This is a genomic window from Erythrobacter sp. HA7-11 (assembly GCF_055693605.1).
In genome coordinates this window covers 376,036-401,281 of sequence record NZ_JBVFUF010000002.1, presented here as the reverse complement: position 1 = coordinate 401,281, position 25,246 = coordinate 376,036, and the positions used below count along the sequence as shown (strand labels likewise).

Below are 25,246 nucleotides of genomic sequence, written 5' to 3'. Positions count from 1 at the left end.
ACATTACCCGTCCGCCTTACCGGGCAGGTGCTGAGAAAGCTGCGCTTCGATACTACGGGCTAACCCTAAGGTTCCGGTTTGCGATGTTATCTCGGCAAGCTGCTCGTCGCGCATCGCCTGGAATTCATTGAGGCCGCCGCCGGTCAGCGGCGTTTCTTCGACAAAGCTGCTGGCGCGCGCGCTTTCGAGCATGCGCCGCACCATGATCGCCTCGAACCCCTGCGCCGCTTCGCGCAGGGCCGCGCGCTCCGGATCGACATGCTCGCCAGCGGCGGATGGTTTTGCAGAAATGGGGTGCTGCGTGGAAACCGGCAGAGGAAACATCTCCATCACAGCACCACCATTTCCGCCTTGAGAGCGCCCGCTTGTTTGAGGCTCTCAAGGATCACGACAAGGTCAGCTGCGCCCACACCCAAAAGGTTGAGCGCATCGACCAATTCATTCAGCGTCGCGGTCTGCGGGACCGTCGCGATGGTCGAGGACTGCTCCTCAACCGAAATATCCGTCGCCTGCTCCAATGCAGTTTCGCCACCCGCGAACGGCTCCGGCTGGACAATCTGCGGGTTCTCATCAATCCGGATGACCAGCTTTCCGTGGCTGATCGCTGCCGGGGCGAGCCGCACGGCCTGATTGATGACGACCGTGCCGGTGCGGCTGTTGACGATCACGCGCGCAGGCGTTTCCGCCGGTTCCACATCGAGCATTTCGATATTTGCGAGCATCGCGGCGCGCGCATCATTGCCGAATGGCAGGGTCAGCTCGATGCTAACTCCGTCGGCAATCCGCGCAATACCGGGATAATACATGTTGATTGCATCGCGCACGCGGGCGGCGGTGAGGAAATCGGCCTGATGCAGATTGAACCGCAAGGTGTCTTCGCGTTCGAAGCCGGTGGCAACCGCGCGTTCGACGGTGGCTCCATCGGCGATCCGGCCCACGGTCGGCACATTGACCAGCAATTGCGATCCGTCTGCGCCAGAGACGCCGAGACCACCAACCGCGACATTGCCCTGCGCCATGGCGTAAATCTGGCCGTCCGCGCCATAGAGCGGCGTCATGATCAGCGCGCCGCCGCGCAGGCTCTCCGCCCGGCCAATGGTGGAAACGGTAATGTCGATGCGCTGACCCGGCTTGGCAAACACAGGCAGCTCTGCCGTCACGATAACCGCAGCGGCATTGTCGAGCGTGGGGTTCACACCAGGCGGCAATTGCAGGCCCAAGCGGCCCGAGACGCCGCGCATTGCTTCAGTCAGATATTCGAGATTGCCATCGCCCGTACCGGGCAGGCCGACGACAATTCCGTATCCGGTGATCTGGTTGGCGCGCAGGCCGTCAAACTGGCCAAGATCGCGAATGCGCTCAGCCGAAGCGTGCGCTGGCAGCAGCGCGGCGAATAGCGCGAGGATGAGCGCGAACCATTTCGGTGGGGAGATATGCATCAGACCCATCCTCCTCAAAACGGCGTTATCATGCTGAAGAAGCGCGACAGCCAGCCCGGCCTGCTCGCCCGCTGGACCGAGCCTTTGCCCGAATAGATGATCCGGGCATTGGCGACCTGCGAAGATGCCAAGCGGTTTTGCGCGTCAATATCGATCAGGCGGATACGACCAGCAAACTGGATCCACTCTTCCCCCTGACTAAGCGACATCTGTTTCTCTCCGACGACTTCGGCGGTTCCATTGGGGTAGATCGCGGCAATTGTGACCGCGATGGCCCCGGTGAGCTGGCTTTGCTGGGCAGCGTTGCCCGAACCTGAGAACGACCCCTGCCCGCCAGCATTAAGGGCGTTCGGATTTAAAAGGCTGAGCGGCCCTGCAGTGGGCGGGGTGAGCGAGAAGCTGCCATCGCGATCGGTTGCCGAGCTGCTGCTCTTCGATGTGCGGGTGTTCTCGGTCAGCACGATGGTGACCATGTCGCCAAGACTGCGCGCGCGCGTGCCGACATGCAGCCCGGCATAGCCTTGCGCAGCGTTGAAGATCGCGCCGCTGCTGGACGCGGCATCGCTGCCGGAGATTGGCTGCGCGACCGGAGGCGGTGGCGGAGCGATGAAGCCGGGCGCACGTTCTCCTCCTCCCATACAGGCGGAGAGCGCAAGCGCGAGGCTGGCGGTGAGGGCGCGGCGAGGCATAATCATCACAGCGTTTGGTTGGCGTTGCGCAGCATCTCGTCGACCGCGCTCACCATCTTGGAATTGATCTCATAGGCGCGCTGCGCCTCGATCATCTCGACCAGCTCCTCAACGACATTGACGTTCGAGGCTTCGAGCATGCCCTGGCGCACCTGCCCGCGGCCCTCTTCGCCGCCGGGACCGATTTCAGCCGCGCCGCTCGCGGCGGTCTCGGTCAGGAAATTGTCGCCGCGCGGGGCAAGCCCGGCGGGATTGACGAAGCTTGCGATATTGAGCTGGCCGATAGCGGCCGGCGCGGCACCATCGGCGGTGCTGGCGCTGACTGTGCCATCAGGCGCTATGCTGATCGAGGTGACGCCTTGCGGCACGCTCAGCCCCGGCTGCACGGTGTATCCTTGCGCAGTGACGATCTCTCCATCAGCCGTCAGCGAAAAGGATCCCGCGCGGGTGTAGCCGAGCTGCCCGCCGGGCAATTGCACTTCGAAAAAGCCCGGCCCGTCAAGCGCCACATCGAGGCTGTTGCCGGTGGTGTTGAGCGTGCCCTGCGTCTCGATCCGGCTGGTCCCGGCCACCTGCACCCCTGTGCCGAGGTTGAGGCCGATCGCGTATTGCGTATCGCCATTGGAGTTCTGGCCTGCGACCCGCTGTTGCTGGTAGGCGAGCGTCGCGAAATCGGCGCGGTCGCGCTTGAACCCGGTAGTGCCGACATTGGCGAGGTTGTTGGCGATCACGCGCATCCGCGCATCTTGCGCTTCGAGCCCGGTGCGGGCGACGTGAAGGGCGGAACTGGGCATAATTTACATCCTTTTCGTGAAACGGGATCAGCGCAGCGACATCAGCCGCGAGCCGGCCTCATCAAGCTCGCCGGCGGTGGAGATGACCTTGGCGCGCTGTTCAAAAGCGCGCTGCGCTTCGATCATGTCGACCAGAGTGGCAGCGGTGTTGACGTTCGACGCTTCGAGCGCGCCGGTGGTGATCTCTGCAGTCGGATCAGCGGGAAGAACACCGCCGCCCGGGACTTTGAGGAAACTGTCGATCCCTTTGGCAATCGCGCTGCCTTCGGGTGAGACGAGCTTGATCCGCGCGATAGCCTGTGGCGGCGCGCCGGGATCGGCCGGATCGTTCAGAAGCACGCTGCCATCACTGCCGAGCGCGATTGTGCCGCCTGCCGGAATGGTGATCGGGCCAGCCTCTCCCATCACGGGCAGACCTTCGCCATTTTCGAGCACGCCTGTGGGCGCGACCCGTAAATCGCCACGGCGCGAGTAGATCTCGCCACCATCTGCCGCCTGATAGGCGATCAGCGCCTCGCCCTTCACCGCGATGTCGAGCGCTTTGCCGGTCGGGATCACCCGCCCCTGCTGCATGTCGACCCCGCGCACCACGCCTTGCGCCATGGCGCGCGCTTCCACGGAGCCATTGCGCAAGGTCGCGGGGGTAACGGCGAACGCCTCTTGGCGAAAACCGGGCGTCGAGGCGTTGGCGAGATTGTTCGCCACCACCCGCTGACGGTCCATCGCAGCGTTCATGCCGGTGAGCGCGGTGTAGATCAGACGGTCCATAGCGGCTTACCGGCTTACGAACGCAGGTTGATGATGGTCTGGGTGATCTGGGTGGAGGTGTCGATCGCCCGCGCATTCGCCTGGAAATTCCGTTGCGCTGTGATCAACGCGACCATTTCTTCAGCGAGATCGACATTGGAGCGTTCCAGCGCGCCGCTCAGGATAGCACCGCGATTGTCAGCCCCCGGATTGCCATAATCGGGCGCGCCGGAAATGCCGGTCGCCTCCCAATTGGTCTGGCCGATAGCGCGCAGCCCGTCTGGCGCAGCGAAGGTCGCCAGCGCCAGGCGTCCGACCGGCTCGGTCGAACCGTCCGAGTAAGAGGCCTGGATAACGCCATTATTCTGGATCGTAATGCTGGATAGCGCGAAGCCTCCCCCATTCGTCACCGGAGCGATGGCATCGATCGGCACAGTGCTGGTCGGGGTGCCCGTGGCATCAACCGGGAAGGCTTGCACGCGCTTGCCCGGCGCATCCTGAATATTGCCGGCACCATCAATCTGCAGGTTGCCGTTGCGGGTAAAGACCGTCTCATTGGTCTCGATATCGCGGATCGCGAAGAACCCGTCGCCATCAATCGCAAGGTCCAGGCTGCGCCCGGTTTGCTCAATAGAGCCGAGCGAGAAATCCTGATTGATCGCCGAAACAGTCGCGCCAAGGCCGATGGTCAGGCGCGGATCGGCACTCGAACCGCTCGATACAATATCGGCGAATTGCGCCGAGGATTTCTTGAAACCAGCGGTTTCGGCATTGGCGATATTGTTGGCGATAACGGCGAGGTCGGTCTCGGCGTTTCGCAGGCCATTAAGCGAGGTGTAGAATGCAGTCATGGTGGTGGTCCTTGGTAAGGGTCAGAATCAGGGGGTGATCGCCGCGCCGCCGGTGGCGGGGCGATTGGCTGCATTGCTGGCAGCTTCCGCCGCGATCAGCGCTGCATTGGCAGCCGCGCTGGCTGCTTCGGCAGAGGCGGTTTGAGCGGCGATCAGATCATCGAGCTTGGCCGAAATCTCAGCCAGAGTGCTGCTCGATTCCGTGCTCGCGGCAAGGCTGGAAAACTGCGCCATCTGCGCCAGCATCTCTTCGTTATCGGTACCGGCTCGAGCGGGTCTTGCAGCGTCAATTGCGTCGTGAGCAGGCGCAGGAAATCGCCTTGGTCAAGGCTCGCAAAGGCATTTTGCGCGGGCAGCGTCGAAGGCGCATTCAGGCGATCAATCGCGTCCTGCGCGGATGGTGTCGTAATGGTGTTCATCGTCAATTGCTCCTCAGGGTTTCGAGCATTAATTGCTTGGCGGTCTGGAGCGCCTGAACCATGTTCTGGTATTGGCGCGCGCTCTCCATGATCTCGATCATCTCGGCGCTCTCATCGACCGGGCTTTCCCAGACATTGCCGTCATCATCGGCGAGCGGATGGTTGGGGTCGTGGCGTTTTGCCGGCGCGGCGTCCGAACGCATCAGGCCTTCATTGCGAACGGTGGCGAGGCCAGATGCGCGGTCGAGCTCAGTCTGGAAAACCGGGCGGATCGGGCGATAGGCCTCCTCCTCGCTGCGCGCGACCGACCCTGCATTGGCAAGGTTCGATGTGGCTGCGTTCATGCGCACCATCTGGGCCGACATCGCCTTTTGCGTCATCGAAAACAGGGTGAGACGGTTGTTGTCAGCCATGCCTATTCACCCTTCAGCGCGCGAGTGATGGTGTTGACCTTGCCCTGCACAAAAGACAGCGTCGCGCTGTACGCTACGGCGTTTTCGGTGAAGGCAACCTGCTCATTGCCGAGCTCGACCGTATTGCCATCAAGCGAGGGCATGACCGACTGGCGGAACATCGTGTTGGCAGAAGCGCTGGCATCCGCGCCGATCCCGCCGAGACGATCATCAAGCGCGGCGGCAAAGTCGATATCGCGCGCCTTGTATCCGGGCGTCGCCGCGTTCGCGATGTTCGACGCGATCATTCCCATACGCTGCGAACGCAATTCCAGCGCAGCGCCGTGAATGCCAAAAATCTGCGAGTTCATATCTGCTCTCCGCAATGCTCACATGAGTGTGCGAAGGACTTTGCAGAGTCCGTGCCAAAAGCGCGTTTGGGGCGGGAAATACGCGCTTTTGCGCAGGATAAGCCGCATTTCGGCAAGCGCTTGCCGCCCGATTGGCAGCGACTTGCAGCCGCCATGGTTTCCAAAGGTTTGCAGGTGAAATACGCAGAGCGCAGCTCGCACGCGGGCAGCGCCAGAGCGCTTAAGCCAAGCGTCCGCTGACCGTCCTCAGCAAGACCATGCCGAATGACCTTGCCATCCTGTTCGATCCTGCTGCTCTCGTCGTCGTGATTGTCGGCACATTAATCGCGACAGCGGCGCGCAGCGGTCGGCACGATGTGCAAGAGACCATGCGCGGCCTCATCCGTCTTCATCGCCACAGCTTCGATGTCGATGCCAACCGCACTGCGCTTGCTCGGATTGTGAGCGCAATTAAGCGGGACGGTCCGTATCGCGCGGATGCTTCTGATCCCCCTGATCGCCTGATCGCGAAGATGGTCGATATCTATCTGACCCAGCGCTCGCTCCCCGCCATGCACAGCGCACACCGCGCGGGCCGGGCGAAGCGCGACATCGCGCGCATGCAGGCGGTGCGAACGATGGAGCATGCTGGCGAACTGGCCCCGGTCTTCGGACTGGTGGGTACTTTATTCGCCATCACTCAGCTTTCACCGGGAAGCACCGGCGCGCTCGACGACACAATGGCGTCCGTAGCGAGCGCCGCCGTGTCGACTTTGTACGGGGTGCTGACCGCTCACATGCTGTGGATCCCGCTCGCCCGCGCCATCGAGCGCGAAGGAGAATATGAAGAAACGCAGCGCGATATCTTGATCGAATGGCTGGAAGATCAGCTTGGCCGGATGCAGTCGCTATCTACCCAGACGACTGAATTGCGTGACATCGCATGACCAGCCGCCAAGCCATGCCGTGGCAGCTGATCCTGGCTGATCTGGCGCTGATCCTGTTTCTGGTCTCGCTCGCCGCGCTGGCAGGAATGCGCAGTGCAAACCCTGTCGCCGAGCCGCCCACCTCTGTCGCCGTCGCGCCGGCTCAAGCGCTTTATCGCCCCTCGAACAATGTGCCGGAGATCGGTGACTGGCTTGATGATCAGGCAGTTGACCCGCGCGCAACCTTGAGCGTGTTTGCGCGCTATCGTGCGGAGGACGAGGCCGAAAGCTGGGCCGAAGCGCGGCGGCTCGCCGATGCTGCACGATCGCGCGGCGTGCCGGTGCGAGTGGTGATGACCCCTGCGGACAGCACTGACCTCTATGCGAGCCTCGCGTTCGACGCGCAGCGATAGAGGACCCGCGGCCTAGTTCGCGATGATCATGTTGCGCCCGCCTTGTTTGGCTTCATAGAGCGCTGCATCTGCGCGCTCGAGCGCGCTTCGGGGGTCGTCTGTCTCGGTCACTTCGGCGATCCCGCCGGAAAAGGTGATCTTGCCAAACGGCTTACCGGTTTCCCGGTTCATCAATTGCTTGCTCGCCATCATGCGCCGCACGCGTTCGAGCTCGCGCCAGGCGTCATTCTTGTCGAGACCGTAGAACAGCATGACAAATTCCTCGCCGCCGTGGCGGGCGATAAAGCATTCATCATTGGCAATCGCACTCAACGTGTCGGCAATTGCACACAAGATGCGGTCTCCCGCTTCGTGCCCATGCGTGTCATTGACCTGCTTGAAATGGTCGACATCGCAAAACGCAATGCTCAGCGGCACACCGTCTGCCTTTGCTTCATCGGTGGCGGACTTCAGCCGTCTCTCGAAAGCGCGGCGATTGGGCAGACGGGTCAGATGATCGACGTCCGCCTCGTGCCGGGCCTGCGCAAGCGAGCTGCGCAATTGCTGCGTTTCGTTCTGGCTGCGATCCATCGCGCGCTCGACCATATCGAGCCGTTCGAGCATTGAGTGCGAAAGCTCGATAACCCGCTCGACCCGGATTTGCTCGCTTCGCGCGGCGGCATCGCTTTCCATTTCTTCAATCTGCCGACCGATCGCGCCGCGGTGCTGGCTACTTTCATCCTGCGCCGACCTCGCGGTCTGAGCGAACCGCATCAGCGAATATTCCATTTTGTCCATCAGACGCTCAAGCTCGGCGATGCGATCATGCGTGCCCGGGTTAAGACGCATCATGGTGTCGAGATAACGTTGGTCAATCGGCTCCCGGCGGGTTTCACGCTTGACGAACTCCTGTGCCAGCCGCCGGTTCGCGCCAGACAATGCCGCGCAAATCAAGCTGAGATTTGCGCCCGTCACATCGAGATCGTGGCGCATAATGAACTCGCTGATCTCGGTCAGCAGATCCCGCCGCGCAATTTCGGCAAGCGTCAGTTTCTTCTCGGTTGCCGCAGGCTCTGTTGCGGCTGCCTTGCGATCTCTTTTCCGGCGACCAAAGGGATTGGGGTAAGACATAAACGACCTTGCTTTCCACGCGCCTCATCAGTGTGAAGCGCGCCTGTTCTATGGTCGGCTGCATAACGCAGCTTTGATGTATTCTGCGCTGCAACGCCCCTGCGCGCAAATACGTAAGCAATTGGCACGGGCCTTGCTACAATCCCTCGTGAAACTGTCATTTGAAAGGGAGGTCGCAGGATGCGCTCCACAATAACTTATTGGTATTTCGCTCCGGCGGCTCTGCTTATGCTGACGCCGGTCTTGTCGCCGGTTTTCGGCCAGACACCGCTTCGTCAAGCCTTTACCGACCCGTCTGAAATCGACCGCGCTGTGATGCGCTTTACCGGCGCACCTACCGGGATGATTGGCGGAGCGCGAATGCCGGCGGACCGGCGGCTGAGGCTGGCCCATTGCCCCGCGCCTTTGATGACCAGTTGGCACGGGCAACCGGGCCAGACAGTGCGGGTCGAATGTCCTAAGGCGGACGGTTGGCGCATATTCGTAGCGATCAGAGCCGCGCCGCAAGCAGCGAAAGCCGCCAAGCCGGTAAACGTCGTGAAACGCGGCGATCCAGTAACCGTGGCCGTGCGCGGGCGCGGCTTTGCGGTGCAGCAATCGGGCGAGGCGATGGACAGCGGTGCGGTCGGCGACTGGATTGCGGTGCGCATGGTGCGCCGGGGCGAACCAATCCGTGCGCGTATTGTCCGACCCGGCTTTGCCGTGATCCCAGTGCAGTAAATCCGCTCGATAAAGATATCGCAAGGCAGCGCTTAAATAGCCTCGCCTGCGACCGTCCTTAGGGCATAGAAATAAATAGGAACGGAGCCATGCCGTCTTTTGAACTGAACAAATTACAAGGGGTTAGCCCCGCTCGCGCGCTCAGTGAAAGCGACCGCTCGCTGCTGAAGGCGCGCGCCAATGACACGCAAAGCGCCGCTTCGCCGAGCGCGGCGAAATCGGGCATCTCGGTCGAAGTCAGCCAAAGCGCTGCGGCCAGCGATGCGCCGGTTGATAGCGAGCGCGTCAACGAAATCCGCAACGCGCTGCGCGATGGGAGCTACCCGCTCGTGCCCGCAAAAATCGTCGATGCGATGATCGCTGCGCGCGTCAGCCCGTCCATCCCGCAAAGCTCGCAGTCGTGAGCGGCATGAAAGCTGGCGAACTGACCAATGCGCTACGGCAGATGATTGCCGTCCTGGAGCGCGAGCGGCAAGCGCTTGCCTCGCTCGACCGTGACGAGCTGGTCGCCTCGACCCGCGAGAAAGAGCAATTGTGCGATATGCTCGCCCCGGTCGGGCCGGACATGCTCGATCCTGACACACGCGCGCTCGCCACCACGGCGAGCCAGTTGAACGAGGTGAACCGCCGGGTGCGCAACCTGCTCGCCGCCAATGTCGCCGCGCGCCTCGATGCGCTGGGCGGCCCGCGACCCACCTACACTCCGTCGAACACCGCCCATGCGTAAGGCGCGCTGACCGCGCAATTGGCACGAGCCTTGCTGACCTTGCTGTGAACCCGCGCGCGGACTGGCTCTGCGCGCCATCGGATCAAGGGCGCAACAGCGAGGCCAGAGCGAGATCGGCGTGAACGACATCACATCACCAACAAACGGAGCGCGTGCGCTCGCCGTCTCCTCACAGCGGCCCAATGTGCAGCAGGCGATTGCTGGAGCCGCCGAGCGCTCCGTGGTCGATTTCGACTATCTGCTGGCGCAGGCGCAGGTCGAATCCTCGATGAACCCGAGTGCCAAAGCGCGCACATCGAGCGCGACCGGTCTCTATCAGTTCATCGAGAGCACTTGGCTGGCGACGGTCAGAAAGCACGGCGAGCGCTTCGGCCTCGGAGACGTTGCCGCGCAGATCGGTGTCGGTCGCAGCGGCGCGGCCTTCGTCAGCGATCCGGCGCAGCGCAATGCCATTCTCGCACTTCGCAATGATCCGCAGATCGCATCCTACATGGCTGCCAGCCTGGCCGAGGACAATCGGGAACGCCTGCTCCCCGTGCTGGGCCGCGAGCCGGACCACAGCGAGCTATATCTCGCGCACTTCCTTGGCGCGGGCGGTGCATCGAAGTTCCTCACCGCCCTACAAAAAGATCCCCATCAATCCGCCGCTGCGCTGTTCCCGCGCCCAGCCGCCGCCAACCGCCCGGTCTTCTATGAGCGCAATGGGTCCGCGCGCAGCCTTGGCGAGGTGATGGACACCGTCCGCGGGCGAATGGAGCGCGCGCTTGAAGCTGTTCCCGGCCATATGCGCGAAAGCACGCCGTTTGCCCCCTATCTGATCGCGGATGAAGCCGCCTTCGGGCCGATGCGCCCGCCTGCGCTGACGTACAACTCGTCGCACGGCGCAGCGGCGGAATCGCGCCCTGCACCGCCTGCGCCAATGCCCATGTCGCAAGTGTTGCAATCAACCTTCGCTCCTGGCTTGGCGGGCGAAAGCGGCGCTCAGGTCAAACGTGCCTATGATCAGTTGAAGGCGTTCGGATTGTGAGCGGCGCTGGCATGACTTCCTCCCCGCTCGCAGCGCGTATTGGCGGCATGTCCGCCGCAATGGCGCTGCCGGTCGGCATTTTCGCGCTGTTCGTGCTGATGGTGCTGCCGATCCCGACCATGCTGCTCGACATGTTTTTCGTGCTCAACATCGCGGTTGCGGTTGCGGTGCTGATGGTCGCGCTCAACGCGCGCCAACCGCTCGATTTCTCCTCGTTCCCCAGCGTTCTGTTGTTCGCGACTTTGCTGCGGCTCGCGCTCAATGTTGCTTCGACCCGGATCGTGCTGGTCAACGGGCATGAAGGCGGCGCAGCAGCAGGCGAGATTATCGAGAGCTTTGGCGAGTTTCTGGTCGGCGGCAATTTCGCAGTCGGCCTGTTCGTCTTCACCATCCTGCTGATCATCAACATGATCGTGATCACTAAAGGCGCGGGCCGCGTGTCGGAAGTCTCGGCGCGCTTTGTGCTTGATGCCCTGCCCGGCAAACAGATGGCGATTGACGCCGATATCGCCGCTGGGCTTGTCACCTCAGAAGAGGCCAAGGCCCGCCGCGCCGAAGTCACTGTCGAAGCCGATTTCTACGGCTCAATGGATGGCGCATCGAAATTCGTCAAAGGCGATGCGATTGCCGCGCTGCTGATCCTTGGCGTCAATGTCATCGCTGGGTTCGCGCTGGGCATGGTGAGCCATGGCCTGTCCGCTGGCGAGGCGGGAGAGCTTTACATCACCCTCGCGGTGGGAGACGCTTTGGTTGCGCAAGTGCCAGCGCTGCTACTCTCCATCGCCGCCGCCGCCATTGTCACGCGGGTCTCCGACAAGCGCGATCTCGCCGGACAGATTGGCGGGCAGTTTTCCGATCCGCGCGGGTGGTTGCCGGTGGCGCTGATCCTCGGCGCGATTGGGCTGGTCCCGGCGATGCCTCAGTTGATTTTCCTCCCCGCCGCCGGAATAGCGGGCGCGATCTGGTGGCATTTACGCGGCAAAGCCAATGCGCCCGTGATCGAAGAGGTAAAGGTCGAAGAGACCCCGGCTGATCACATCGCGATGGAAGATGTCAGCGACCAAACGCTCGTCACCATCGAGCTTGGCTATGGCCTCGTCCATCTGGTCGACAAGGCGAAAGATGCCCCGCTGCTCACGCGCATCACCGGCATTCGCAAGCAGCTTAGCCGCGAGTTCGGCTTTGTCCTGCCGCAATTCCGCATTCGGGATTCCCTCGACCGCGAGGCTCAGGATTATGCCGTTATGCTCGGCGGGGTGACGCTCGCGCAAGGGGCTGTGCAGCCGGGCAAATTGCTGGCGATTGATGCGGGCGATGTGCGGGCCGGGCACACTCTAACGGGTGAAGCAACGCGCGATCCTAGCTTTGACTGTCCCGCTCTGTGGATCGCTCCGCGCGACCGCGATCATGCCATTGCCGAAGGGTTTCTGGCGGTTGACCCGAGTACGGTGATCGCGACGCACGCCAATCAGGTGCTCCTAGCCCATGCCGCTGACCTGCTCGGCCCGCAGGAAGTGCGCGAGCTGCTCGATGCGCTCAAGGAAAGCGCGCCGAGCCTGGTTGAAACTGTTCACCCCGAACCGCTTTCGCTTGCGGCGATCACCCGGATTTTCCGCGCATTGATCGCGGACGGGATCGGGCTTAGCCACCCGCAAACCGTGCTCACCAGCCTCGCCCTCGCGCTGCAACGCACGCAGGAATTTGACGCATTGGTCGATGCGGTGCGCGCGGATATGGGCGCGAAGCTGATCGGGCGGATTTGCGAGCCGGGAGCGCGGCTGAAAGTCGCAACGCTCGACGCCAATCTCGAAGCCTCGATCCTCGGCAGCGTGCCGGACCCCAGCACCGGTCAGCCAATGGTGGAGCCGGAATGCGGCAGCATGATCACCGCAGCCCTCAATGCCGCGATCGAGGCAGAGGATGGCCCGATTGCGCTCATCGTTCAACCGCCTGCGCGCCGCCCGCTTGCCAATCTGCTGCGTCAGCGCGTGCAGCGCTGTCTCGTCCTGTCGATCAATGAATTGCCCGCAACACAGCCGGTCGAGGTCGTCAAAGTCATCGGCGGCGAAGAGGCCGCAGCGCCTGCGCTTCCTGACGACCCATCCACTGAGGCCATCGCCGCATGAAGCACGATCAAACCCCCTTCAGCGCCAGCGGTTATGGGGCAGCCAATCGCGATGAAGTCGCCGACCGCGTCCGCCGCTTCATGCCGCTCGTCCGCCGCGCGGCGTGGCACATCAACGGCATGGGCCGCGATGGGATCGAGGTCGAAGACCTGATTTCCATCGGCGTCATCGCGCTCACCGAATGCGCGCAAAAACACTCCGGCCCGACTGAAGATGGCTTTGCTGCCTACGCCAAGATCCGCGTGCGTGGAGCGATGCTCGATGCAGTGCGCAAACAGCTCAATAACACCCGCACCGCGCGCAAGAAGCGCGCCGCCTATGAAGCCGCCGTGGGCGCATTGCGCGAGGAATTGCACCGTGATCCCGCCCGCACGGAAATCGCCGCACGCATGGGCATAAGCGATGCCGAGCTGCTCGAAATCGAAGCCTCAAACATCACGCTCACCTCGATCGCCGACGAATATGACGAGACCAGCACCGCCTTTGCCAGCGACGATCCTGACCCGTTCGAGGTGCTTTCCGACATGGAGGATCGCGAGCGGATGGTCGCAGCGATGACGCAGCTGCCCGACCGCCTCAAACTGGTGCTGCAATTGTTCTTCGTTGAGGAGTTGAACCTCACCGAAATCGCCGAAGTGCTCGAAGTCAGCGTCCCGCGTGTCCATCAATTGCGCGCCAAGGCTCTGAAGGATTTGCGGGCGCTGATCGAAGCCGGCTAGGCGTTACTGACGACCTCCGTCACCATCGCCGTGATTGTGGCCGCCGCCCGCATGGGTCGCCGCCTCGGAGCCGCCAGCATTGCCACCTTGGCCGCTCTCCCACCAATAGGCGCGCCGTCCGCCATTGCCGGTCGCGACTTCCTGCATGGTCGCGGTGTCATACATCCGCCCACCGATCATCACACTTTCGATCTTGTCGCTGTCGCGGATATTGGCGGTCGGATCGGCGGTCAGCACCAGCAAATCAGCGAGCTTGCCGACTTCAAGGCTGCCGACATCTTTCTGCATTCCGAGCGATTCCGCCGGCCAGATCGTCGCGGTTTTGAGCGCTTCGACCGGGCTCATCCCGCCGCGCGCAAAGGTCCAGATTTCCCAGTGCGCGCCAATGCCAGGTTGCTGCCCGTGCGCTCCGATCGAGACCTTCACGCCGCGGTCCGCAATCTTCTTCGCCTCGCGCGCCGCATTGTCATCGACGAAGGCCCATTCAGGAGCCTTGGTGCGCCGCGCCGTTGCGGCGAGCAACACCTTGGGCGGAGTGTGGATCATCAGCGGATGGTCGAACACGTCGGTCGCCTGACGCCAATACGGATCGCCGGCAAGCCCGCCATAGGTCACGTTGAGCGTCGGTGTGTAGTTCGAGTTCGACTGGCCGAAGAATTGCAGCACGTCCTCGTAAAACACATCGCCGGGCACATTGTGCTCAATGGTCGAATTGCCATCGGCGATCAGGTTCATATCCATGCCGAACAGCGAACCGCCTTCGGCGACGTTGAGCATGTTCTCCGCTGCCGCGGCGCGCGCCACCATCTGGCGTTGTTCGCGCCGGGGCTGGTTGTAGTTCTTGACCGAAATCCCGCCCTGCGCCTTGATCCGGCGGACATGCGCCAGCGCATCGTCATAGCTGTCGATCCGGGCGTAGACGCTCGGCGCCTTCGCCCCATAGATGATCTCTCCGGTCGAGAAGATGCGCGGGGCGAGCAAAGTGCCCGCCATCTGCCGCTCTGCCGAAGCGAAGATCAGGCTAGAATTGCTCGACGGGTTATGCGTGGTCGTGGTTCCGAGCGCGAGATCCTGCACGAGGCTCCAGTTCTGCTGCGGCACGAGATCGCCCGTGCCGTGCGGCCCGTGATGGTGCGCGTCGACAAAACCGGGCATGATGACCTTCCCGCTGGCATCGACCGTGGTCGCACCGCTGGGCACGTTAACGTCACCCGCCGCGCCAATCGCCGCGATCCGGTCCCCTTCGATCACGATCACGCCGTTCTCGATCACGCCTGCGTCTTCGCTGCCGAGCCCAGCCGCCATTGTGAGCAGCTTCGCGCCGGTGATGACGACCGTGCCGCTCGGCTTTTGCGCATCGACGGTGACCGCCATCGAGATTCCGCTGGTCGGCGGGGCAAAGCCCTTATCCTTGCCCTTCCCCTTGGGCGCATTGCGGAAAAACTCACTCACCTGCGCTTGCTTCAGCGTCGGACCGATCGACCAGAACAGCGTCTCGCCCCCGCGCGCCCAGCCGAGGTAATCCGCGCCTCCGCTGGAGACTTTGGTGATCGGAACCGGCCCCTTGGCCTCGTTCACATCGACCGGCTTGCCGCCCGGAATTACCGGCATGGCGAACACTTCGTAATTCTGGCGAAACGCGATTGTCTTGCCATCGGGCGAGACGCGGAAGTCATTCACCAAGGTTCCGGTCGCATGGGTGCGCTTCTTCTCGCCATCCAGGTCAGACGACATTAGCGCCAGCTTGCTGCCATCGCGCCCGATCATGAACAGACGATCATTATCGCTGCCAAATTGAGGGTTTGAGCCCTCGCGGCTGACCAAGACCGGCTCTCCACCCGCCGCATCGACCGTGTAAATGCCTGGGTTTTCGGAATGCTCCGGCGCGGTCAGATAGCCGCCCGTGCGCTTCTCATAGACGATTTTCGTGCCATCGGGCGAGAACACCGGATTGGCGTAGTGCCCCGGCTCGCTCAGCGCGACGCGGTTGTTTGCGCCGGTCGTGTCAGAAACCAAAATCCGGCCCAGCCCCTCATCGGTCCACTGGACATAGGCGATTTGCGAGCCATCGCGGCTGAACGAAGGATAGGCCTCGACCGTTCCGCTCGGCGCTTCGGTCAGCGGGCGCGGCGCATCGCGGCCCCGCGCAGACTTGGTGTAAAGTCGCCCAAGGCTTTCAAAAACCAGCTGCGTTCCGTCAGGTGAAAGTGTGCCGAACTTCGCCATCTTGGTGGCAAAGCGATCGGGCGACACCTCGATTTCGGGATGCGGCGCATCGGCAATGCCGCGCGTGTCGCTGATCCGGAACGGGATCACCGCATGGCCCGACCCGTCACGGTTGACGCGGTTGAGCTTACCGCCCGCCCAGAACACGATTGAGGCGCTGTCCGGCGTCCAATCCATATTGGGATAGACCCCGGTCACCGCCCAGGTCTCCTGCACGTCAAGATCAAGCGCGTCATAGATCATCCGCTCGCGCCCGCTGGCGATCTCCTTGATCCACAATTGCGAGGTGTCTTTGTCCCGCCGAACGAAGGCGATCTCTTTGCCGTCAGGCGAAGGGGCTGGGCGCACCGCCCCGCCATAGCCGTCGACCGCAGTGGTAACCTCGCCCGTCTCAAGGTCGTGCCGCTCAATTGCGAAGATCCCCGCATTGGAATCCTGCGCGTAGATAAAGGTGTTCCCCGGCGTCGTGTTGCGGGTGTAGTAAATCGCGCTGCCATCGGGCGCGAAGACCGGCTCGCCCAGCTCTTTCTGCAAAGCCTCATTGGCGCGCTCAACCACCTGGACGCCGCCGCCGCCCGACACGTGATACATCCAGATCTCGCCCGTGCCGAGCGAGCGCTGCGTCGTGAAATGCTTCTTGGCCGCGATGAACTGGCCATCAGGTGACCATGCCGGTTGGTTGAGCAGGCGGAACTCTTCCTTGGTCAATTGCCGCTTGTCAGAGCCATCGGCATTCATCAGCCAGATATTGTTGCCCCCGCCCCGATCGCTCGTGAAGGCGATGCGCGTGCCATCGGGCGAAAAGCGCGGATGCACTTCCCAGCTCAGCCCCTCGGCGATCCGCTTGGGCGTGCCGCCGGTGATTGGCAGGGTGTAGATGTCGCCGAGCATGGTGAAGGCGAGCGTGCGGCCATCGGGCGAGACATCGACATCCATCCAGGTGCCTTCGTCGGTCTCGATCGGCACCTGTTCGATCTTGGCACCGCGCGGTGCTTCGACGTTCCACTCTTCCTTGTCGTCTTGCGCGAAGGCGGCGTGGGGCGCGGCGAGCATGGAGCCTGCGAGAAGGGTGGCAGTGAAGTGAGGTGCGAAGCGGCGCATGAAGTCTCTCCCTGTGTTGGAAGAGAGTCATAGAGGCGCGCAACGATATTGCTAGGGGTTAGCCTGTCTTAGGGGGTCCCCCGAGCGGAACGTAGCGCCAAAGGAGAAATCCTAACGCTCCGATGAGACAAATGACCCCAATGGCGCGGAGGCCTTCAAAAACGGGACCTGTGCCTTCGTCAGCCAACGCCATCAGCCCAAACACTACAGCGAGAATTGAGGTTGGTGCGGACATGCCGTAGAATCGATCAGGTGGCTGATGCCGATTCCAGTAGTGAAGACCTACGAGTGCGGCAGCTGCAATCCCGAAACCAACTGCCGAGCTCAGTCTGATTGATTGCAGCAGCCACGCAGTTGAGAACCAAATAACAAGCAGCGCGGTCAGCGACCAATGCCGTCGCCAAAGAGTATTCTTGGAAGGCTCGCTCAACCCATCGTCCCCCTCTTCGGCCCCAGATATCCGAACAGATACGCCGCGACCTTCCTCATCTGGATCTCCTCGCTGCCTTCGGTGATGCGATAGCGGCGGTGGTGGCGATAGATATGCTCGAACGGCTTGTGGCGCGAATAGCCGATCCCGCCATGCACCTGCATCGCCCGGTCGGCGGCCTCGCACACCAGCCGGTTCGCCCAGTAATTGCACATCGAGACCTTGTCGGAGATCGTCCGTTCAATCTCCTCATGCGGCATATTGTCCATCTCCCAAGCGGTCTTGAAGATCAGCAGGCGGAGCATCTCGCATTGGGTCGCCAGCTCGACCAGCGGGAACTGGATCGCCTGGTTTTTGGAGAGCGCCTCGCCAAAGGGTTTGCGCGCGCGGGCATATTTCACGCTCTCATCGACGCAATATTGCGCCGCGCCGAGCGAGGATGCGGCCTGCCGGATGCGGTTCTGGTGGACGAAGCTTTGCGCGAGTGCGAGCCCGCGCCCTTCGACACCGAGGATCGCTGAATCGGGAACCCACACGTCCTTGACGCTGAGGCGCGGGTGGTCGGTGGGCATGTTGAAGGTCCACATCCACTCCTCGATTTCGAGGCCTTCGGTGGGATTGGGGACGAGGAAACAGGTGATCCCGCTCGCATCCCCCGCTTCGCCGCTGGTGCGCGCAAACATCGCGCAGTGGGTCGCGACATGCATGCCGGTGATCCACATCTTCTCACCATTGATCAGCCAGCCGTCTTGGCCGTCGCGGGTCTGCTTGACAGCTGTAGTTTCCATATGGGTGGCGTCAGAGCCGTGATCAGGTTCGGTGAGGCCAAAAGCAACGCGGCGTTTGCGCTCGAAGCCGCCGGTGATGAATTCCTGCTTCTGCTCTTCGGTACCCCACTGATCGAACATAGCGACGAAGGGGAAATTGCCGACGATGGAGTGCTCGTTCTGCAGGTCGTTGTGGAGGCCAAGGCCCATCCGCGCAAAGTGCTCGCGGATGACCGCCATCCAGAGGTTCGATCCGTCTTTGCCGCCATATTGCTTGGGCGCGGAGAAACGCCAGTGTCCAGCCTTGTCAGCGCGGCGGGTGGCTTCTTTGAGGAGGTCTTCCCATTCCTCGCGCGGCAAACCGCCCGCTTCGAAATCGGTCCGCGCATATTCGCGCCGGTGGTCGAAGAAGCGGATATTGTCGTCCTGCTCTTCAAGCGGCTTGATCTCGGCCTCGATGAAGGCGTCAAGCTCATCGAGATATGATTGCAAGTCGGCGGGAATTGCGAAGTCCATCAGTCAGTCCTCGTCAGTATCAGTGCTTCATTTCAAAGCGCCCGCCCAGGTGGGAAGCGAAGCGCACCCGCCATGCGGTGGGCGGGCGCGGGCTCGCTGCGGGTGCAGCAAGCCGGATCAAAGTAGAAACACAGCTCATTCATTGTCATCATACTTGAGGGGCCATATCGAACGAGCAAACGCCAGTGCGGGATACTTTGGGGAATTAACGTCAGCTTCGATAAGCGCCGTCGCTCGAAGTTTGGCAAGCAGCCCTAGGGTAGCAAGAGTCTTCTCACCCCCGAGCAGCTCGTCCGTCAATTTGGTTTGACCGACCATCGGCCATGCCGCCCGTTCTTCACGAGCTATCATGCCAAGGGCATTTCTAGCGACTGCCAACTGAAACCGATCATGTCCTTCGAGCTTCGATTTGATGCTCGATAGCCATTCAGAGATTGCCAGAGCGAGCTCCGCTCCTGATGCACCTCCCTGCTCCTCGTCAAAGTAGTCCCAATCTGTTGCGGGCCGCACCCGCTCCTCCTCGGGCGCATCCTCCTCCAGCAGCATCAAGAGGTCGAGTTCCTGCTCGCTCGTCCTTCGTGAGATCACCACCCGCTCCAGCATCCGATCCTCGCCGCTGCGCCAGATCTTCGCCATACGCAGACAGCCGAGCGCCCACCACACCGTGCGATGGATCAGCCAGTAGCGGAAGCGTTTGCGGTCCACTTTCACATCCGCCGCGGCCTCGTAGGCAGCGAAGTAATCCTCCAGCGATCCCAACCCAAGCGCGGGTCGGTCATATCGGTGGAACCGCCACACGGCCATGCAGCCAAACGCCAAGTCCTCATGGTAATCACCAAAATGCGCCAGCTCCCAATCGAGCACCCCGGTAAGCCAGCCATCCTCGGTAACCAGCAGGTTACCCATGCGGTAATCGCCGTGCACGAGGACCGGCTCGAGCGGCTCGGGACAATTGTCCTCCATCCATCTCAGGCCCAGCGCGATGATCGGGCGGTCGCCGCCCGCTTCCTCAAATTGCTGCTTGAGGTCCGCAATCGCCGCGCGATAATCCATCACGGGCACGGCTTCGGGCAGATCGCCGGGCCTCAGCGTGTGAATGCTGGCGAGGTTCGCGGCGCATTCGGAAACCAGACGATCTGCTTCATCCGTTTCGAGAATCTGTTTGGGATTGGGCGTGCCGGGCAGCGCCTCCATCACAAAACCTGATCCGATGCCGTCCTCCGGCTGCAATTCGGCGATCACTTCCGGCGCGGTCACACCCGCAGCCTTTGCGGCGCGGATCACCGCCGCTTCAATGTCATGTCCGAACGGGCGGTCCTTCATAAATTCGCTGGAAGGCGCGCGGCGCAGAACATATTCCGCGTCACCAGCTGCGAACCGCCAGCTCTCCATGGTCGCGCCGCCAGTCAGCCGCGTCAGATCACGGGGCGCATCAAGCCCTGCCCGCGCCATCACGCGGCTCAAGCCCTCGATCAATTCGTCCGCGTGTCCGGTCATGCCTTCCCCTTGCTGCCACTCGCTGCCATGAATGGTCCCACGCACGCATAATGTCACAAACGAGAATGCCCGCAATGAAGAAACGCCACATCGCCCTCGCCGGTCTCGCTCTGGCTACCGTTGGAGCGGGAACAGCCGCCTATGTCGCCAGCCCGACTATCCATGAAGGCAATCTGGGCGAGGCGCCCGAGCTGGGCCGCTATGGCGAGTATTCGGTCGGCACGCAGGAGCTGCTGATCGGCATTCCCGACCGGGTGAGTTTCTCGAAAGCCGGAATGGCGACGGGGCAGATCTTCGAAGAAGAGGAAATGCCAGCCCTGCAAGTGCGCGTTTACTATCCGGCGGAGGCGCGATCGGTGGAGCCGCGCATCACCTATACGCACACGATCACGCTGGCCGCGCAGGAGCCGTTCACGCTCGAATTCAAGGGGCGCGCACATCCCGATGCGCCCGCTCTTGGCCAAGGGAAATTCCCGCTCGTCATCATGAGCCACGGGTTCAACGGATGGAGCACGCAGTTCAGTAATCTTGCCGAACACATCGCTTCGCGCGGCTATGTTGTCGCCTCGATTGACCACGCCGATATGCCAATCGAGGGCGTCACAGATTTCGTCCATTCGTTCAGTCTGGTGCTGACCAACCGCACCATCGATCAGCGTGCTGTCCTGTCAGAAATGGTCAGCGGCAGTGAGGCCGGAGCGGACGGGATCTACTCGCTGATCGACCCGGAGCAGGTCGCGGTGATCGGCTATTCGATGGGCGGCTATGGCGCGCTGGCGACCGCAGGCGGCGACTACAATTATGAAAGCGGCACGTTCGACACCGTGCCCGATGCGGCTTCCGACATTACGCGCACCATCGTTAGCCAGGATGCTGGCGTCGATGCACTGGTGTTGTTCGCTCCGTGGGGCGGTCAGCCGGACAACCGCGTTTGGAGCAGCGAGAGCCTCGCGACAATCACCGCGCCCGTGCTGCTCGTATCTGGTGGTGAGGATGACGTCTCCAACCATGCTGAGGGGGTGAGCTGGATATTCGACCAACTGACCGGGACTGCGCGCCACATGCTGACATTCCGCGAGGCACGGCACAACATCGTCGGCAATGCTTTCGATGTGCCGGGAAATGCGCCGTTTCAGGTCGCTGAGTTCCTCACCGAACCGGTGTGGCGGCAGGACCGGATAAACGGCATCAACCAGCATTTCGTTGCCGCTTTCCTCGACCTTCACTTGAAGGGTGATGCGGACAAGTCGAGCTATCTCAATGTGCCCGCCGCCAATTCCAATGACGGCAAATGGCCGACCGGTTTTGGCGAGCAATTGAATGGCAAATTCGCCGGACCCGACGAAGCAGACCATTGGCGCGGTTTACAAAAGCGCTGGGCGGCTGGCCTAACGATGGAGCGGAAGGCGGTGGGCGAGTAGTTGGGCGTTGTTATCGAAGCTATGCCAGCCCGCACCCTCTACCCTGCTCTTTTCTGCCTTACCGCTTCGCTGATTGAGGGCTGAAGCCGGATCATCACAGCCCCAACAAAAACGGCCGCCTGAGTTTCCCCAAACGGTCGTCTTGTTGTCCGAGAATTATTCCGCGATCAGCTGATCTGCTTCTTCATCCGCTTCGCCCGGCTCGCGGGGCTCGGATGCGTCTTGAGCAGATCAATGCCGCCGCCAGAACTCAACGTGGCGAGCTTTTCCATCGCGGTCACGCAGCCTTCAGGGTTGTAATTGTTGGCCTTCATAAACTCGATCGCGTAATCGTCTGACTTGCGCTCGGCCTTTTGCGAGTGCTGCGCGGTGACGACATCACCGAACAGTTTGCCCAATTCAGAATTCGCCAGACGGCGAACATCGCTGCTGGCGGTGCTCGCCACGCTCAGCGCCGCATCCTGTTGCAGGCTGCGCTTCATGCGCTTCTTGCCATGCTCCAGCTTTACGTGGCCAATTTCGTGGCCGATCACACAGCGCACTTCGTCATCGTTGAACTGGTCCATCAGGCCAGCCATGATCCGCACCGTGCCGTCACCCATCGCAAATGCATTCACGTCCTTGACGAGATAGGCTTTGATATCGAGGTCGAGGCCGTCGTAATTGTCGAGACCTTCGGTCAAGGCAGCAAGGCGCTGACCATAGGGATCGTCCATCGTGGCGATCGGGTTCTTGCTGTCCATGTCAGCCGAGATCTGGCTGAAGAACACAACGATTTCCTCATCGGTGTAGCTTGCCGCTTCGGCGACTTTCTTGGCCGACTTGATCGCATTGCCGACGTTGAATTGCGCATAGCTCGGCACGGCAACCGCGCCGCCCGCAACACAGGCCACAGCTGCGAGCATCGCTGCGCGCGCTTTGGTGAATTTAAGTCCCATCATATTTCGACCCCGCTCTTCGGTAAAAAACACTCACGTGACCGGCCCGAGATGAATCAGGCCGGAACATTGTCTTTCTTTACAGTAATTACCTGCGGATAGGTAAATTCTTTGAGGCCTTCTTTGCCGTACTCGGCGCCAAAGCCCGATTGCTTGTGGCCTCCAAAGGGTGCGAATGGCGACAAGTGCATGAATTCATTGACCCAAACCGTGCCTGTTTCGAGCTGTTCGGCAATCTCGACACCCTTTTCAGGGTTGGAGGTCCACACGGCACCTGCAAGGCCATATTCGGAGTTATTGGCGCGCTCGATCACTTCTTCTTCGGTTGAGAACTTCATCAGCGGCATAACCGGACCGAACTGTTCTTCAGCGACGATCCGCGCATCTTCCGGCGGATTGTCGAGAATGGTGATCGGCACGTAATAGCCTGAACCGGATGGATCGGTCTCGCCGCCGACGAGGAATTTGTAGCCATTGTCCTTGGCATCCTCGATCAGCTCAACGACGCGGTCGAACTGCTTCTTGTTCTGGATCGGACCGACGCCGGTTCCCTGCTGCGCGCCATCGCCGACTTTGACCTGCTTGGCATATTCGGCAATCGCGGCGGACAGCTCGTCGTAAATATCCTCGTGGATGTAGATGCGCTTCGCCGCTATGCAGACCTGACCTGCATTTTGAAAGCTAGACCAGAACAGCTGCTCGGCAACCTTCTTCGGATCGGCATCCGGCATGACGATTGAGGCATCATTGCCGCCCAGTTCGAGCGTGATGCGTTTGAGGTCCGCGCTCGCGCCTTCCATGATCTTCTTACCCGTGGCGGTTGATCCGGTGAAAGTGATCTTGTCGATATCCGGGTGCTGCGTGATCATCGGACCGAGCGCATCGTCGCCGGTGATGATGTTGACGACGCCCGCTGGCACCTTGTCCGCGATCAGCTCTGCAATGCGGAGCGTGGTGAGCGGGGTGAAGGGCGAGGTTTTAAGCACGATGGTGCAGCCCGAAAGCATGGCGGGCACGATCTTCTGGATCGCCATCATGACCGGGAAGTTCCACGGTACGATGCCGCCTACCACGCCGACGGGCACGCGGCGCGTGCGACTCAACCGCTGATCGGAGTCTTCGTTGATCTCGTCTTCGAGTTCGAGCGTCGATTGCGCCGCCGAAATCGCTGCCGCGCCGAAAATCTCGCCCTTGGCTTGCTGATGCGGTTTGCCCTGTTCACTCGTCAGCAGGCGGAACAACTCATCGGCGTTTTCCTTGATTGCGCCGGAAATCGCCATGATCGCGGCGCGGCGCTCTTCAATCGGCGTCTTCTTCCAGGTTTTGAATGCGGCGCGCGCGGCGGCAACAGCTGTGTCGAGCTCTTCCTTGCCGCAGGCCGGGACCTGGCCGATCACTTCTTCATTGGCGGGGTTGACCACATCGAGCCACTCGCCGGTTTCAATCAGCTCGCCATTGATGAGATTTTTGTACTGGGTGACCATGGGACTGCCTCTCTCGAATCTGTTTGGTTTTGTTGCTGGGCAAGGTGGACCTTTGAGAGGAAAGTTTCAATTGAAGATTGGCCTTGGCCCTCGGCAGCGCTCGCATGAGACCTTGCCCGCAGGTGGCATTCTGACTTAGGCGGCTGGACGACACACCGACACATCGTCTCGAGCGTAAGGAACACAGCAAATGGCAAGCCCTTGGACAATCGGCATTATCGGCGGATCAGGGCTGTATGCGATCGAAGGGTTGGAAGAGCAGCAGTGGATTCCGATCGAAACCCCTTGGGGCGATCCGTCCGACGCAATCCTGTGCGGGCGGATCGGCGATGTGCGCGTGCGTTTCTTGCCGCGCCACGGCAGAGGCCACCCGATCTCGCCCAGCGACCTTAATTCGCGCGCCAATGTGGATGCGTTAAAGCGCGCTGGATGCACCGATATCCTCGCAATTTCGGCGGTCGGTAGTCTGCGCGAAGAGATCGAACCGGGCCGCTTTGCCATGGTCGATCAGTTCATCGACCGCACGATGGGCCGCCGCTCGACCTATTTCGGATCGGGCTTCGTCACCCATGTCTCGATGGCCGATCCGGTTTGCCCGCGCCTGTCAGATATGGCCAAGGCCGCCGTAAACGCAGCAGGCGGCAAAATTGCCGAAGGCGCGACGTATCTCGCGATGGAAGGCCCGCAATTCTCCACCCGCGCTGAAAGTCGGATGTACCGCGAATGGGGTGCGGATGTGATCGGCATGACTGCCATGCCAGAGGCAAAGCTCGCCCGCGAAGCCGAGCTGCCCTACGCGCTGGTCGGCATGGTCACCGACTATGATTGCTGGCGCGACGGTGATGAAGTCGACGTCGCCCAGGTGGTCGCGCAGATGCAGGAAAACAGCGAGTTGGCGCGCGATGCCGTGGTCAAATTCATTGAGGCGCTGCCCAAGAAGCGCGAGGCCTCGCCGATAGATTTCGCGCTGGATGATGCGGTGATTACCGCGCCCGATGAGCATGACCCGGAGCTGATAGCGAAGCTCGATGCGGTGGCGGGACGCCTGTTCGAAGGCGGCTGATCAGTCGTTTGGCTGGTCGCGGCTGTTGTCTTTCCAGCGCCCTTTGACCGGCTCGAACTTGTCGACGCGGATCGACTGCCAAACCCCGCCCACAAGGTAGGGATCGTCATTCACTGTCTCGCGCGCGGTTGCTTCGTCATCGGCCTCGATTATCAGCAGCGACCCGACAAATTCGCCCTTGCGGTTCAGGAGCGGTCCGGCGGTGAGGTAATTTTCATCATGCTCGGCCATCCATTCGCGCTGCGCTTCCAAATGGACCTCACGCAGCTTCTCGCTGTTCTCTCCATCGCGGCAGTAAAAGGCATAAAGCGGCATGTTTGAAACTCCATGATTGGCCATGGCATAGCGCGGGCA

General features: G+C 61.7%; 27 protein-coding genes. 10 read left to right on the top strand and 17 right to left on the bottom strand.

Going from position 1 to position 25,246, the window contains the following annotated elements; translation table 11 throughout:
• Positions 1–3: 3 nt before the first annotated feature.
• From ACZ1GU_RS02210 to flgB, 10 genes are read right to left on the bottom strand one after another with little or no spacing between them, the layout of a single operon-like run.
• The gene (locus tag ACZ1GU_RS02210) at positions 4–330 is read right to left on the bottom strand and encodes a rod-binding protein (protein ID WP_472646498.1); all 327 of its coding nucleotides are present in this window, start codon (positions 328–330) and stop codon (positions 4–6) included.
• Positions 330–1,439: a flagellar basal body P-ring protein FlgI gene (locus tag ACZ1GU_RS02205; RefSeq protein WP_472646497.1), complete on the bottom strand. Its 1,110-nt coding sequence runs from the start codon at positions 1,437–1,439 to the stop codon at positions 330–332. The genes ACZ1GU_RS02210 and ACZ1GU_RS02205 overlap by 1 nt, the downstream gene beginning before the upstream one ends.
• 14 nt (positions 1,440–1,453) lie before the next feature.
• Entirely contained in the window at positions 1,454–2,128 is a 675-nt protein-coding gene (locus tag ACZ1GU_RS02200) for a flagellar basal body L-ring protein FlgH (RefSeq protein ID WP_472646496.1), read from the bottom strand.
• Between the two features lie 5 nt (positions 2,129–2,133).
• Positions 2,134–2,922 carry a flagellar basal-body rod protein FlgG gene (flgG, locus tag ACZ1GU_RS02195; RefSeq protein ID WP_472646495.1) on the bottom strand — a complete coding sequence of 263 codons (789 nt, stop codon included), beginning with the start codon at positions 2,920–2,922 and terminating at the stop codon, positions 2,134–2,136.
• A 27-nt stretch (positions 2,923–2,949) separates the two neighbouring features.
• Entirely contained in the window at positions 2,950–3,690 is a 741-nt protein-coding gene (locus ACZ1GU_RS02190; protein ID WP_472646494.1) for a flagellar basal body rod protein FlgF, read from the bottom strand.
• A gap of 14 nt (positions 3,691–3,704) precedes the next feature.
• Entirely contained in the window at positions 3,705–4,520 is an 816-nt protein-coding gene (locus ACZ1GU_RS02185; RefSeq protein WP_472646493.1) for a flagellar hook-basal body protein, read from the bottom strand.
• A 27-nt stretch (positions 4,521–4,547) separates the two neighbouring features.
• Positions 4,548–4,754, bottom strand: coding sequence for a hypothetical protein (locus tag ACZ1GU_RS02180; protein WP_472648796.1), 207 nt, complete (start codon positions 4,752–4,754; stop codon positions 4,548–4,550).
• Positions 4,673–4,939 carry a flagellar hook capping FlgD N-terminal domain-containing protein gene (locus tag ACZ1GU_RS02175; protein WP_472646492.1) on the bottom strand — a complete coding sequence of 89 codons (267 nt, stop codon included), beginning with the start codon at positions 4,937–4,939 and terminating at the stop codon, positions 4,673–4,675. Before ACZ1GU_RS02175 ends, ACZ1GU_RS02180 begins: the two co-directional genes overlap by 82 nt.
• A 2-nt stretch (positions 4,940–4,941) precedes the next feature.
• Positions 4,942–5,352: a flagellar basal body rod protein FlgC gene (gene flgC, locus ACZ1GU_RS02170; protein ID WP_472646491.1), complete on the bottom strand. Its 411-nt coding sequence runs from the start codon at positions 5,350–5,352 to the stop codon at positions 4,942–4,944.
• A 2-nt stretch (positions 5,353–5,354) separates the two neighbouring features.
• The gene (gene flgB / locus ACZ1GU_RS02165) at positions 5,355–5,702 is read right to left on the bottom strand and encodes a flagellar basal body rod protein FlgB (RefSeq protein ID WP_472646490.1); all 348 of its coding nucleotides are present in this window, start codon (positions 5,700–5,702) and stop codon (positions 5,355–5,357) included.
• A gap of 257 nt (positions 5,703–5,959) precedes the next feature.
• Here flgB and ACZ1GU_RS02160 point away from each other — a divergent pair, with 257 nt between their 5' ends.
• Complete coding sequence (locus ACZ1GU_RS02160) at positions 5,960–6,628, top strand: MotA/TolQ/ExbB proton channel family protein (RefSeq protein WP_472646489.1); 669 nt, start codon at positions 5,960–5,962, stop codon at positions 6,626–6,628.
• Positions 6,625–7,020, top strand: a complete 396-nt coding sequence (locus tag ACZ1GU_RS02155) for a hypothetical protein (RefSeq protein ID WP_472646488.1) — start codon at positions 6,625–6,627, stop codon at positions 7,018–7,020. Before ACZ1GU_RS02160 ends, ACZ1GU_RS02155 begins: the two co-directional genes overlap by 4 nt.
• 12 nt (positions 7,021–7,032) lie before the next feature.
• Here ACZ1GU_RS02155 and ACZ1GU_RS02150 read toward each other — a convergent pair whose 3' ends face one another.
• Positions 7,033–8,130 carry a GGDEF domain-containing protein gene (locus ACZ1GU_RS02150; RefSeq protein WP_472646487.1) on the bottom strand — a complete coding sequence of 366 codons (1,098 nt, stop codon included), beginning with the start codon at positions 8,128–8,130 and terminating at the stop codon, positions 7,033–7,035.
• Positions 8,131–8,310: 180 nt separating this feature from the next.
• Here ACZ1GU_RS02150 and ACZ1GU_RS02145 point away from each other — a divergent pair, with 180 nt between their 5' ends.
• The 6 genes from ACZ1GU_RS02145 to ACZ1GU_RS02120 all read left to right on the top strand — a co-directional run bounded on the left by ACZ1GU_RS02145 (position 8,311) and on the right by ACZ1GU_RS02120 (position 13,449).
• Positions 8,311–8,850: a flagella basal body P-ring formation protein FlgA gene (locus ACZ1GU_RS02145; RefSeq protein WP_472646486.1), complete on the top strand. Its 540-nt coding sequence runs from the start codon at positions 8,311–8,313 to the stop codon at positions 8,848–8,850.
• Positions 8,851–8,939: 89 nt separating this feature from the next.
• Entirely contained in the window at positions 8,940–9,254 is a 315-nt protein-coding gene (locus ACZ1GU_RS02140) for a flagellar biosynthesis anti-sigma factor FlgM (protein WP_472646485.1), read from the top strand.
• Positions 9,255–9,259: 5 nt separating this feature from the next.
• Positions 9,260–9,577, top strand: coding sequence for a flagellar protein FlgN (locus ACZ1GU_RS02135; protein WP_472648682.1), 318 nt, complete (start codon positions 9,260–9,262; stop codon positions 9,575–9,577).
• Between the two features lie 118 nt (positions 9,578–9,695).
• A complete protein-coding gene (locus ACZ1GU_RS02130; protein WP_472646484.1) occupies positions 9,696–10,604 on the top strand; it encodes a transglycosylase SLT domain-containing protein in 909 nt (302 codons plus the stop codon).
• 11 nt (positions 10,605–10,615) lie between these two features.
• Positions 10,616–12,730 carry a flagellar biosynthesis protein FlhA gene (locus ACZ1GU_RS02125; RefSeq protein ID WP_472646483.1) on the top strand — a complete coding sequence of 705 codons (2,115 nt, stop codon included), beginning with the start codon at positions 10,616–10,618 and terminating at the stop codon, positions 12,728–12,730.
• Positions 12,727–13,449, top strand: a complete 723-nt coding sequence (locus tag ACZ1GU_RS02120) for a sigma-70 family RNA polymerase sigma factor (RefSeq protein WP_472646482.1) — start codon at positions 12,727–12,729, stop codon at positions 13,447–13,449. The genes ACZ1GU_RS02125 and ACZ1GU_RS02120 overlap by 4 nt, the downstream gene beginning before the upstream one ends.
• Positions 13,450–13,452: 3 nt before the next feature.
• Here ACZ1GU_RS02120 and ACZ1GU_RS02115 read toward each other — a convergent pair whose 3' ends face one another.
• From ACZ1GU_RS02115 to ACZ1GU_RS02105, 3 genes are all read right to left on the bottom strand, one after another.
• Complete coding sequence (locus tag ACZ1GU_RS02115) at positions 13,453–16,776, bottom strand: amidohydrolase family protein (protein ID WP_472646481.1); 3,324 nt, start codon at positions 16,774–16,776, stop codon at positions 13,453–13,455.
• Between the two features lie 426 nt (positions 16,777–17,202).
• Positions 17,203–18,489, bottom strand: a complete 1,287-nt coding sequence (locus ACZ1GU_RS02110) for an acyl-CoA dehydrogenase family protein (protein ID WP_472646480.1) — start codon at positions 18,487–18,489, stop codon at positions 17,203–17,205.
• Between the two features lie 135 nt (positions 18,490–18,624).
• A complete protein-coding gene (locus ACZ1GU_RS02105; protein ID WP_472646479.1) occupies positions 18,625–19,986 on the bottom strand; it encodes a phosphotransferase in 1,362 nt (453 codons plus the stop codon).
• Between the two features lie 74 nt (positions 19,987–20,060).
• On the opposite strand from ACZ1GU_RS02105, the gene ACZ1GU_RS02100 reads away from it, so the two are divergent.
• Positions 20,061–21,407, top strand: a complete 1,347-nt coding sequence (locus tag ACZ1GU_RS02100; RefSeq protein WP_472646478.1) for an alpha/beta hydrolase family protein — start codon at positions 20,061–20,063, stop codon at positions 21,405–21,407.
• A 167-nt stretch (positions 21,408–21,574) separates the two neighbouring features.
• Here ACZ1GU_RS02100 and ACZ1GU_RS02095 read toward each other — a convergent pair whose 3' ends face one another.
• Positions 21,575–22,348: a M48 family metallopeptidase gene (locus ACZ1GU_RS02095; RefSeq protein ID WP_472646477.1), complete on the bottom strand. Its 774-nt coding sequence runs from the start codon at positions 22,346–22,348 to the stop codon at positions 21,575–21,577.
• 53 nt (positions 22,349–22,401) lie between these two features.
• Complete coding sequence (locus ACZ1GU_RS02090; protein ID WP_472646476.1) at positions 22,402–23,829, bottom strand: aldehyde dehydrogenase family protein; 1,428 nt, start codon at positions 23,827–23,829, stop codon at positions 22,402–22,404.
• Between the two features lie 190 nt (positions 23,830–24,019).
• Here ACZ1GU_RS02090 and mtnP point away from each other — a divergent pair, with 190 nt between their 5' ends.
• Positions 24,020–24,892, top strand: a complete 873-nt coding sequence (gene mtnP, locus ACZ1GU_RS02085; protein ID WP_472646475.1) for an S-methyl-5'-thioadenosine phosphorylase — start codon at positions 24,020–24,022, stop codon at positions 24,890–24,892.
• Here the strand turns inward: mtnP and ACZ1GU_RS02080 are convergent, their stop codons facing one another.
• Positions 24,893–25,207 (bottom strand): YciI family protein, encoded by a 315-nt coding sequence (locus tag ACZ1GU_RS02080; protein ID WP_472646474.1) that lies wholly within the window; start codon positions 25,205–25,207, stop codon positions 24,893–24,895.
• Positions 25,208–25,246 lie beyond the last annotated feature (39 nt).

Excerpts from the sequence above, each read along its gene's own strand:
- ACZ1GU_RS02210 (WP_472646498.1), bottom strand. The coding sequence starts at position 330 with ATGGAGATGTTTCCTCTGCCGGTTTCCACGCAGCACCCCATTTCTGCA.
- ACZ1GU_RS02205 (WP_472646497.1), bottom strand. The coding sequence starts at position 1,439 with ATGCATATCTCCCCACCGAAATGGTTCGCGCTCATCCTCGCGCTATTC.
- ACZ1GU_RS02200 (WP_472646496.1), bottom strand. The coding sequence starts at position 2,128 with ATGCCTCGCCGCGCCCTCACCGCCAGCCTCGCGCTTGCGCTCTCCGCC.
- flgG (WP_472646495.1), bottom strand. The coding sequence starts at position 2,922 with ATGCCCAGTTCCGCCCTTCACGTCGCCCGCACCGGGCTCGAAGCGCAA.
- ACZ1GU_RS02190 (WP_472646494.1), bottom strand. The coding sequence starts at position 3,690 with ATGGACCGTCTGATCTACACCGCGCTCACCGGCATGAACGCTGCGATG.
- ACZ1GU_RS02185 (WP_472646493.1), bottom strand. The coding sequence starts at position 4,520 with ATGACTGCATTCTACACCTCGCTTAATGGCCTGCGAAACGCCGAGACC.
- ACZ1GU_RS02180 (WP_472648796.1), bottom strand. The coding sequence starts at position 4,754 with ATGGCGCAGTTTTCCAGCCTTGCCGCGAGCACGGAATCGAGCAGCACT.
- ACZ1GU_RS02175 (WP_472646492.1), bottom strand. The coding sequence starts at position 4,939 with ATGAACACCATTACGACACCATCCGCGCAGGACGCGATTGATCGCCTG.
- flgC (WP_472646491.1), bottom strand. The coding sequence starts at position 5,352 with ATGGCTGACAACAACCGTCTCACCCTGTTTTCGATGACGCAAAAGGCG.
- flgB (WP_472646490.1), bottom strand. The coding sequence starts at position 5,702 with ATGAACTCGCAGATTTTTGGCATTCACGGCGCTGCGCTGGAATTGCGT.
- ACZ1GU_RS02160 (WP_472646489.1), top strand. The coding sequence starts at position 5,960 with ATGCCGAATGACCTTGCCATCCTGTTCGATCCTGCTGCTCTCGTCGTC.
- ACZ1GU_RS02155 (WP_472646488.1), top strand. The coding sequence starts at position 6,625 with ATGACCAGCCGCCAAGCCATGCCGTGGCAGCTGATCCTGGCTGATCTG.
- ACZ1GU_RS02150 (WP_472646487.1), bottom strand. The coding sequence starts at position 8,130 with ATGTCTTACCCCAATCCCTTTGGTCGCCGGAAAAGAGATCGCAAGGCA.
- ACZ1GU_RS02145 (WP_472646486.1), top strand. The coding sequence starts at position 8,311 with ATGCGCTCCACAATAACTTATTGGTATTTCGCTCCGGCGGCTCTGCTT.
- ACZ1GU_RS02140 (WP_472646485.1), top strand. The coding sequence starts at position 8,940 with ATGCCGTCTTTTGAACTGAACAAATTACAAGGGGTTAGCCCCGCTCGC.
- ACZ1GU_RS02135 (WP_472648682.1), top strand. The coding sequence starts at position 9,260 with ATGAAAGCTGGCGAACTGACCAATGCGCTACGGCAGATGATTGCCGTC.
- ACZ1GU_RS02125 (WP_472646483.1), top strand. The coding sequence starts at position 10,616 with ATGACTTCCTCCCCGCTCGCAGCGCGTATTGGCGGCATGTCCGCCGCA.
- ACZ1GU_RS02120 (WP_472646482.1), top strand. The coding sequence starts at position 12,727 with ATGAAGCACGATCAAACCCCCTTCAGCGCCAGCGGTTATGGGGCAGCC.
- ACZ1GU_RS02115 (WP_472646481.1), bottom strand. The coding sequence starts at position 16,776 with ATGCGCCGCTTCGCACCTCACTTCACTGCCACCCTTCTCGCAGGCTCC.
- ACZ1GU_RS02110 (WP_472646480.1), bottom strand. The coding sequence starts at position 18,489 with ATGGACTTCGCAATTCCCGCCGACTTGCAATCATATCTCGATGAGCTT.
- ACZ1GU_RS02105 (WP_472646479.1), bottom strand. The coding sequence starts at position 19,986 with ATGACCGGACACGCGGACGAATTGATCGAGGGCTTGAGCCGCGTGATG.
- ACZ1GU_RS02100 (WP_472646478.1), top strand. The coding sequence starts at position 20,061 with ATGAAGAAACGCCACATCGCCCTCGCCGGTCTCGCTCTGGCTACCGTT.
- ACZ1GU_RS02095 (WP_472646477.1), bottom strand. The coding sequence starts at position 22,348 with ATGATGGGACTTAAATTCACCAAAGCGCGCGCAGCGATGCTCGCAGCT.
- ACZ1GU_RS02090 (WP_472646476.1), bottom strand. The coding sequence starts at position 23,829 with ATGGTCACCCAGTACAAAAATCTCATCAATGGCGAGCTGATTGAAACC.
- mtnP (WP_472646475.1), top strand. The coding sequence starts at position 24,020 with ATGGCAAGCCCTTGGACAATCGGCATTATCGGCGGATCAGGGCTGTAT.
- ACZ1GU_RS02080 (WP_472646474.1), bottom strand. The coding sequence starts at position 25,207 with ATGCCGCTTTATGCCTTTTACTGCCGCGATGGAGAGAACAGCGAGAAG.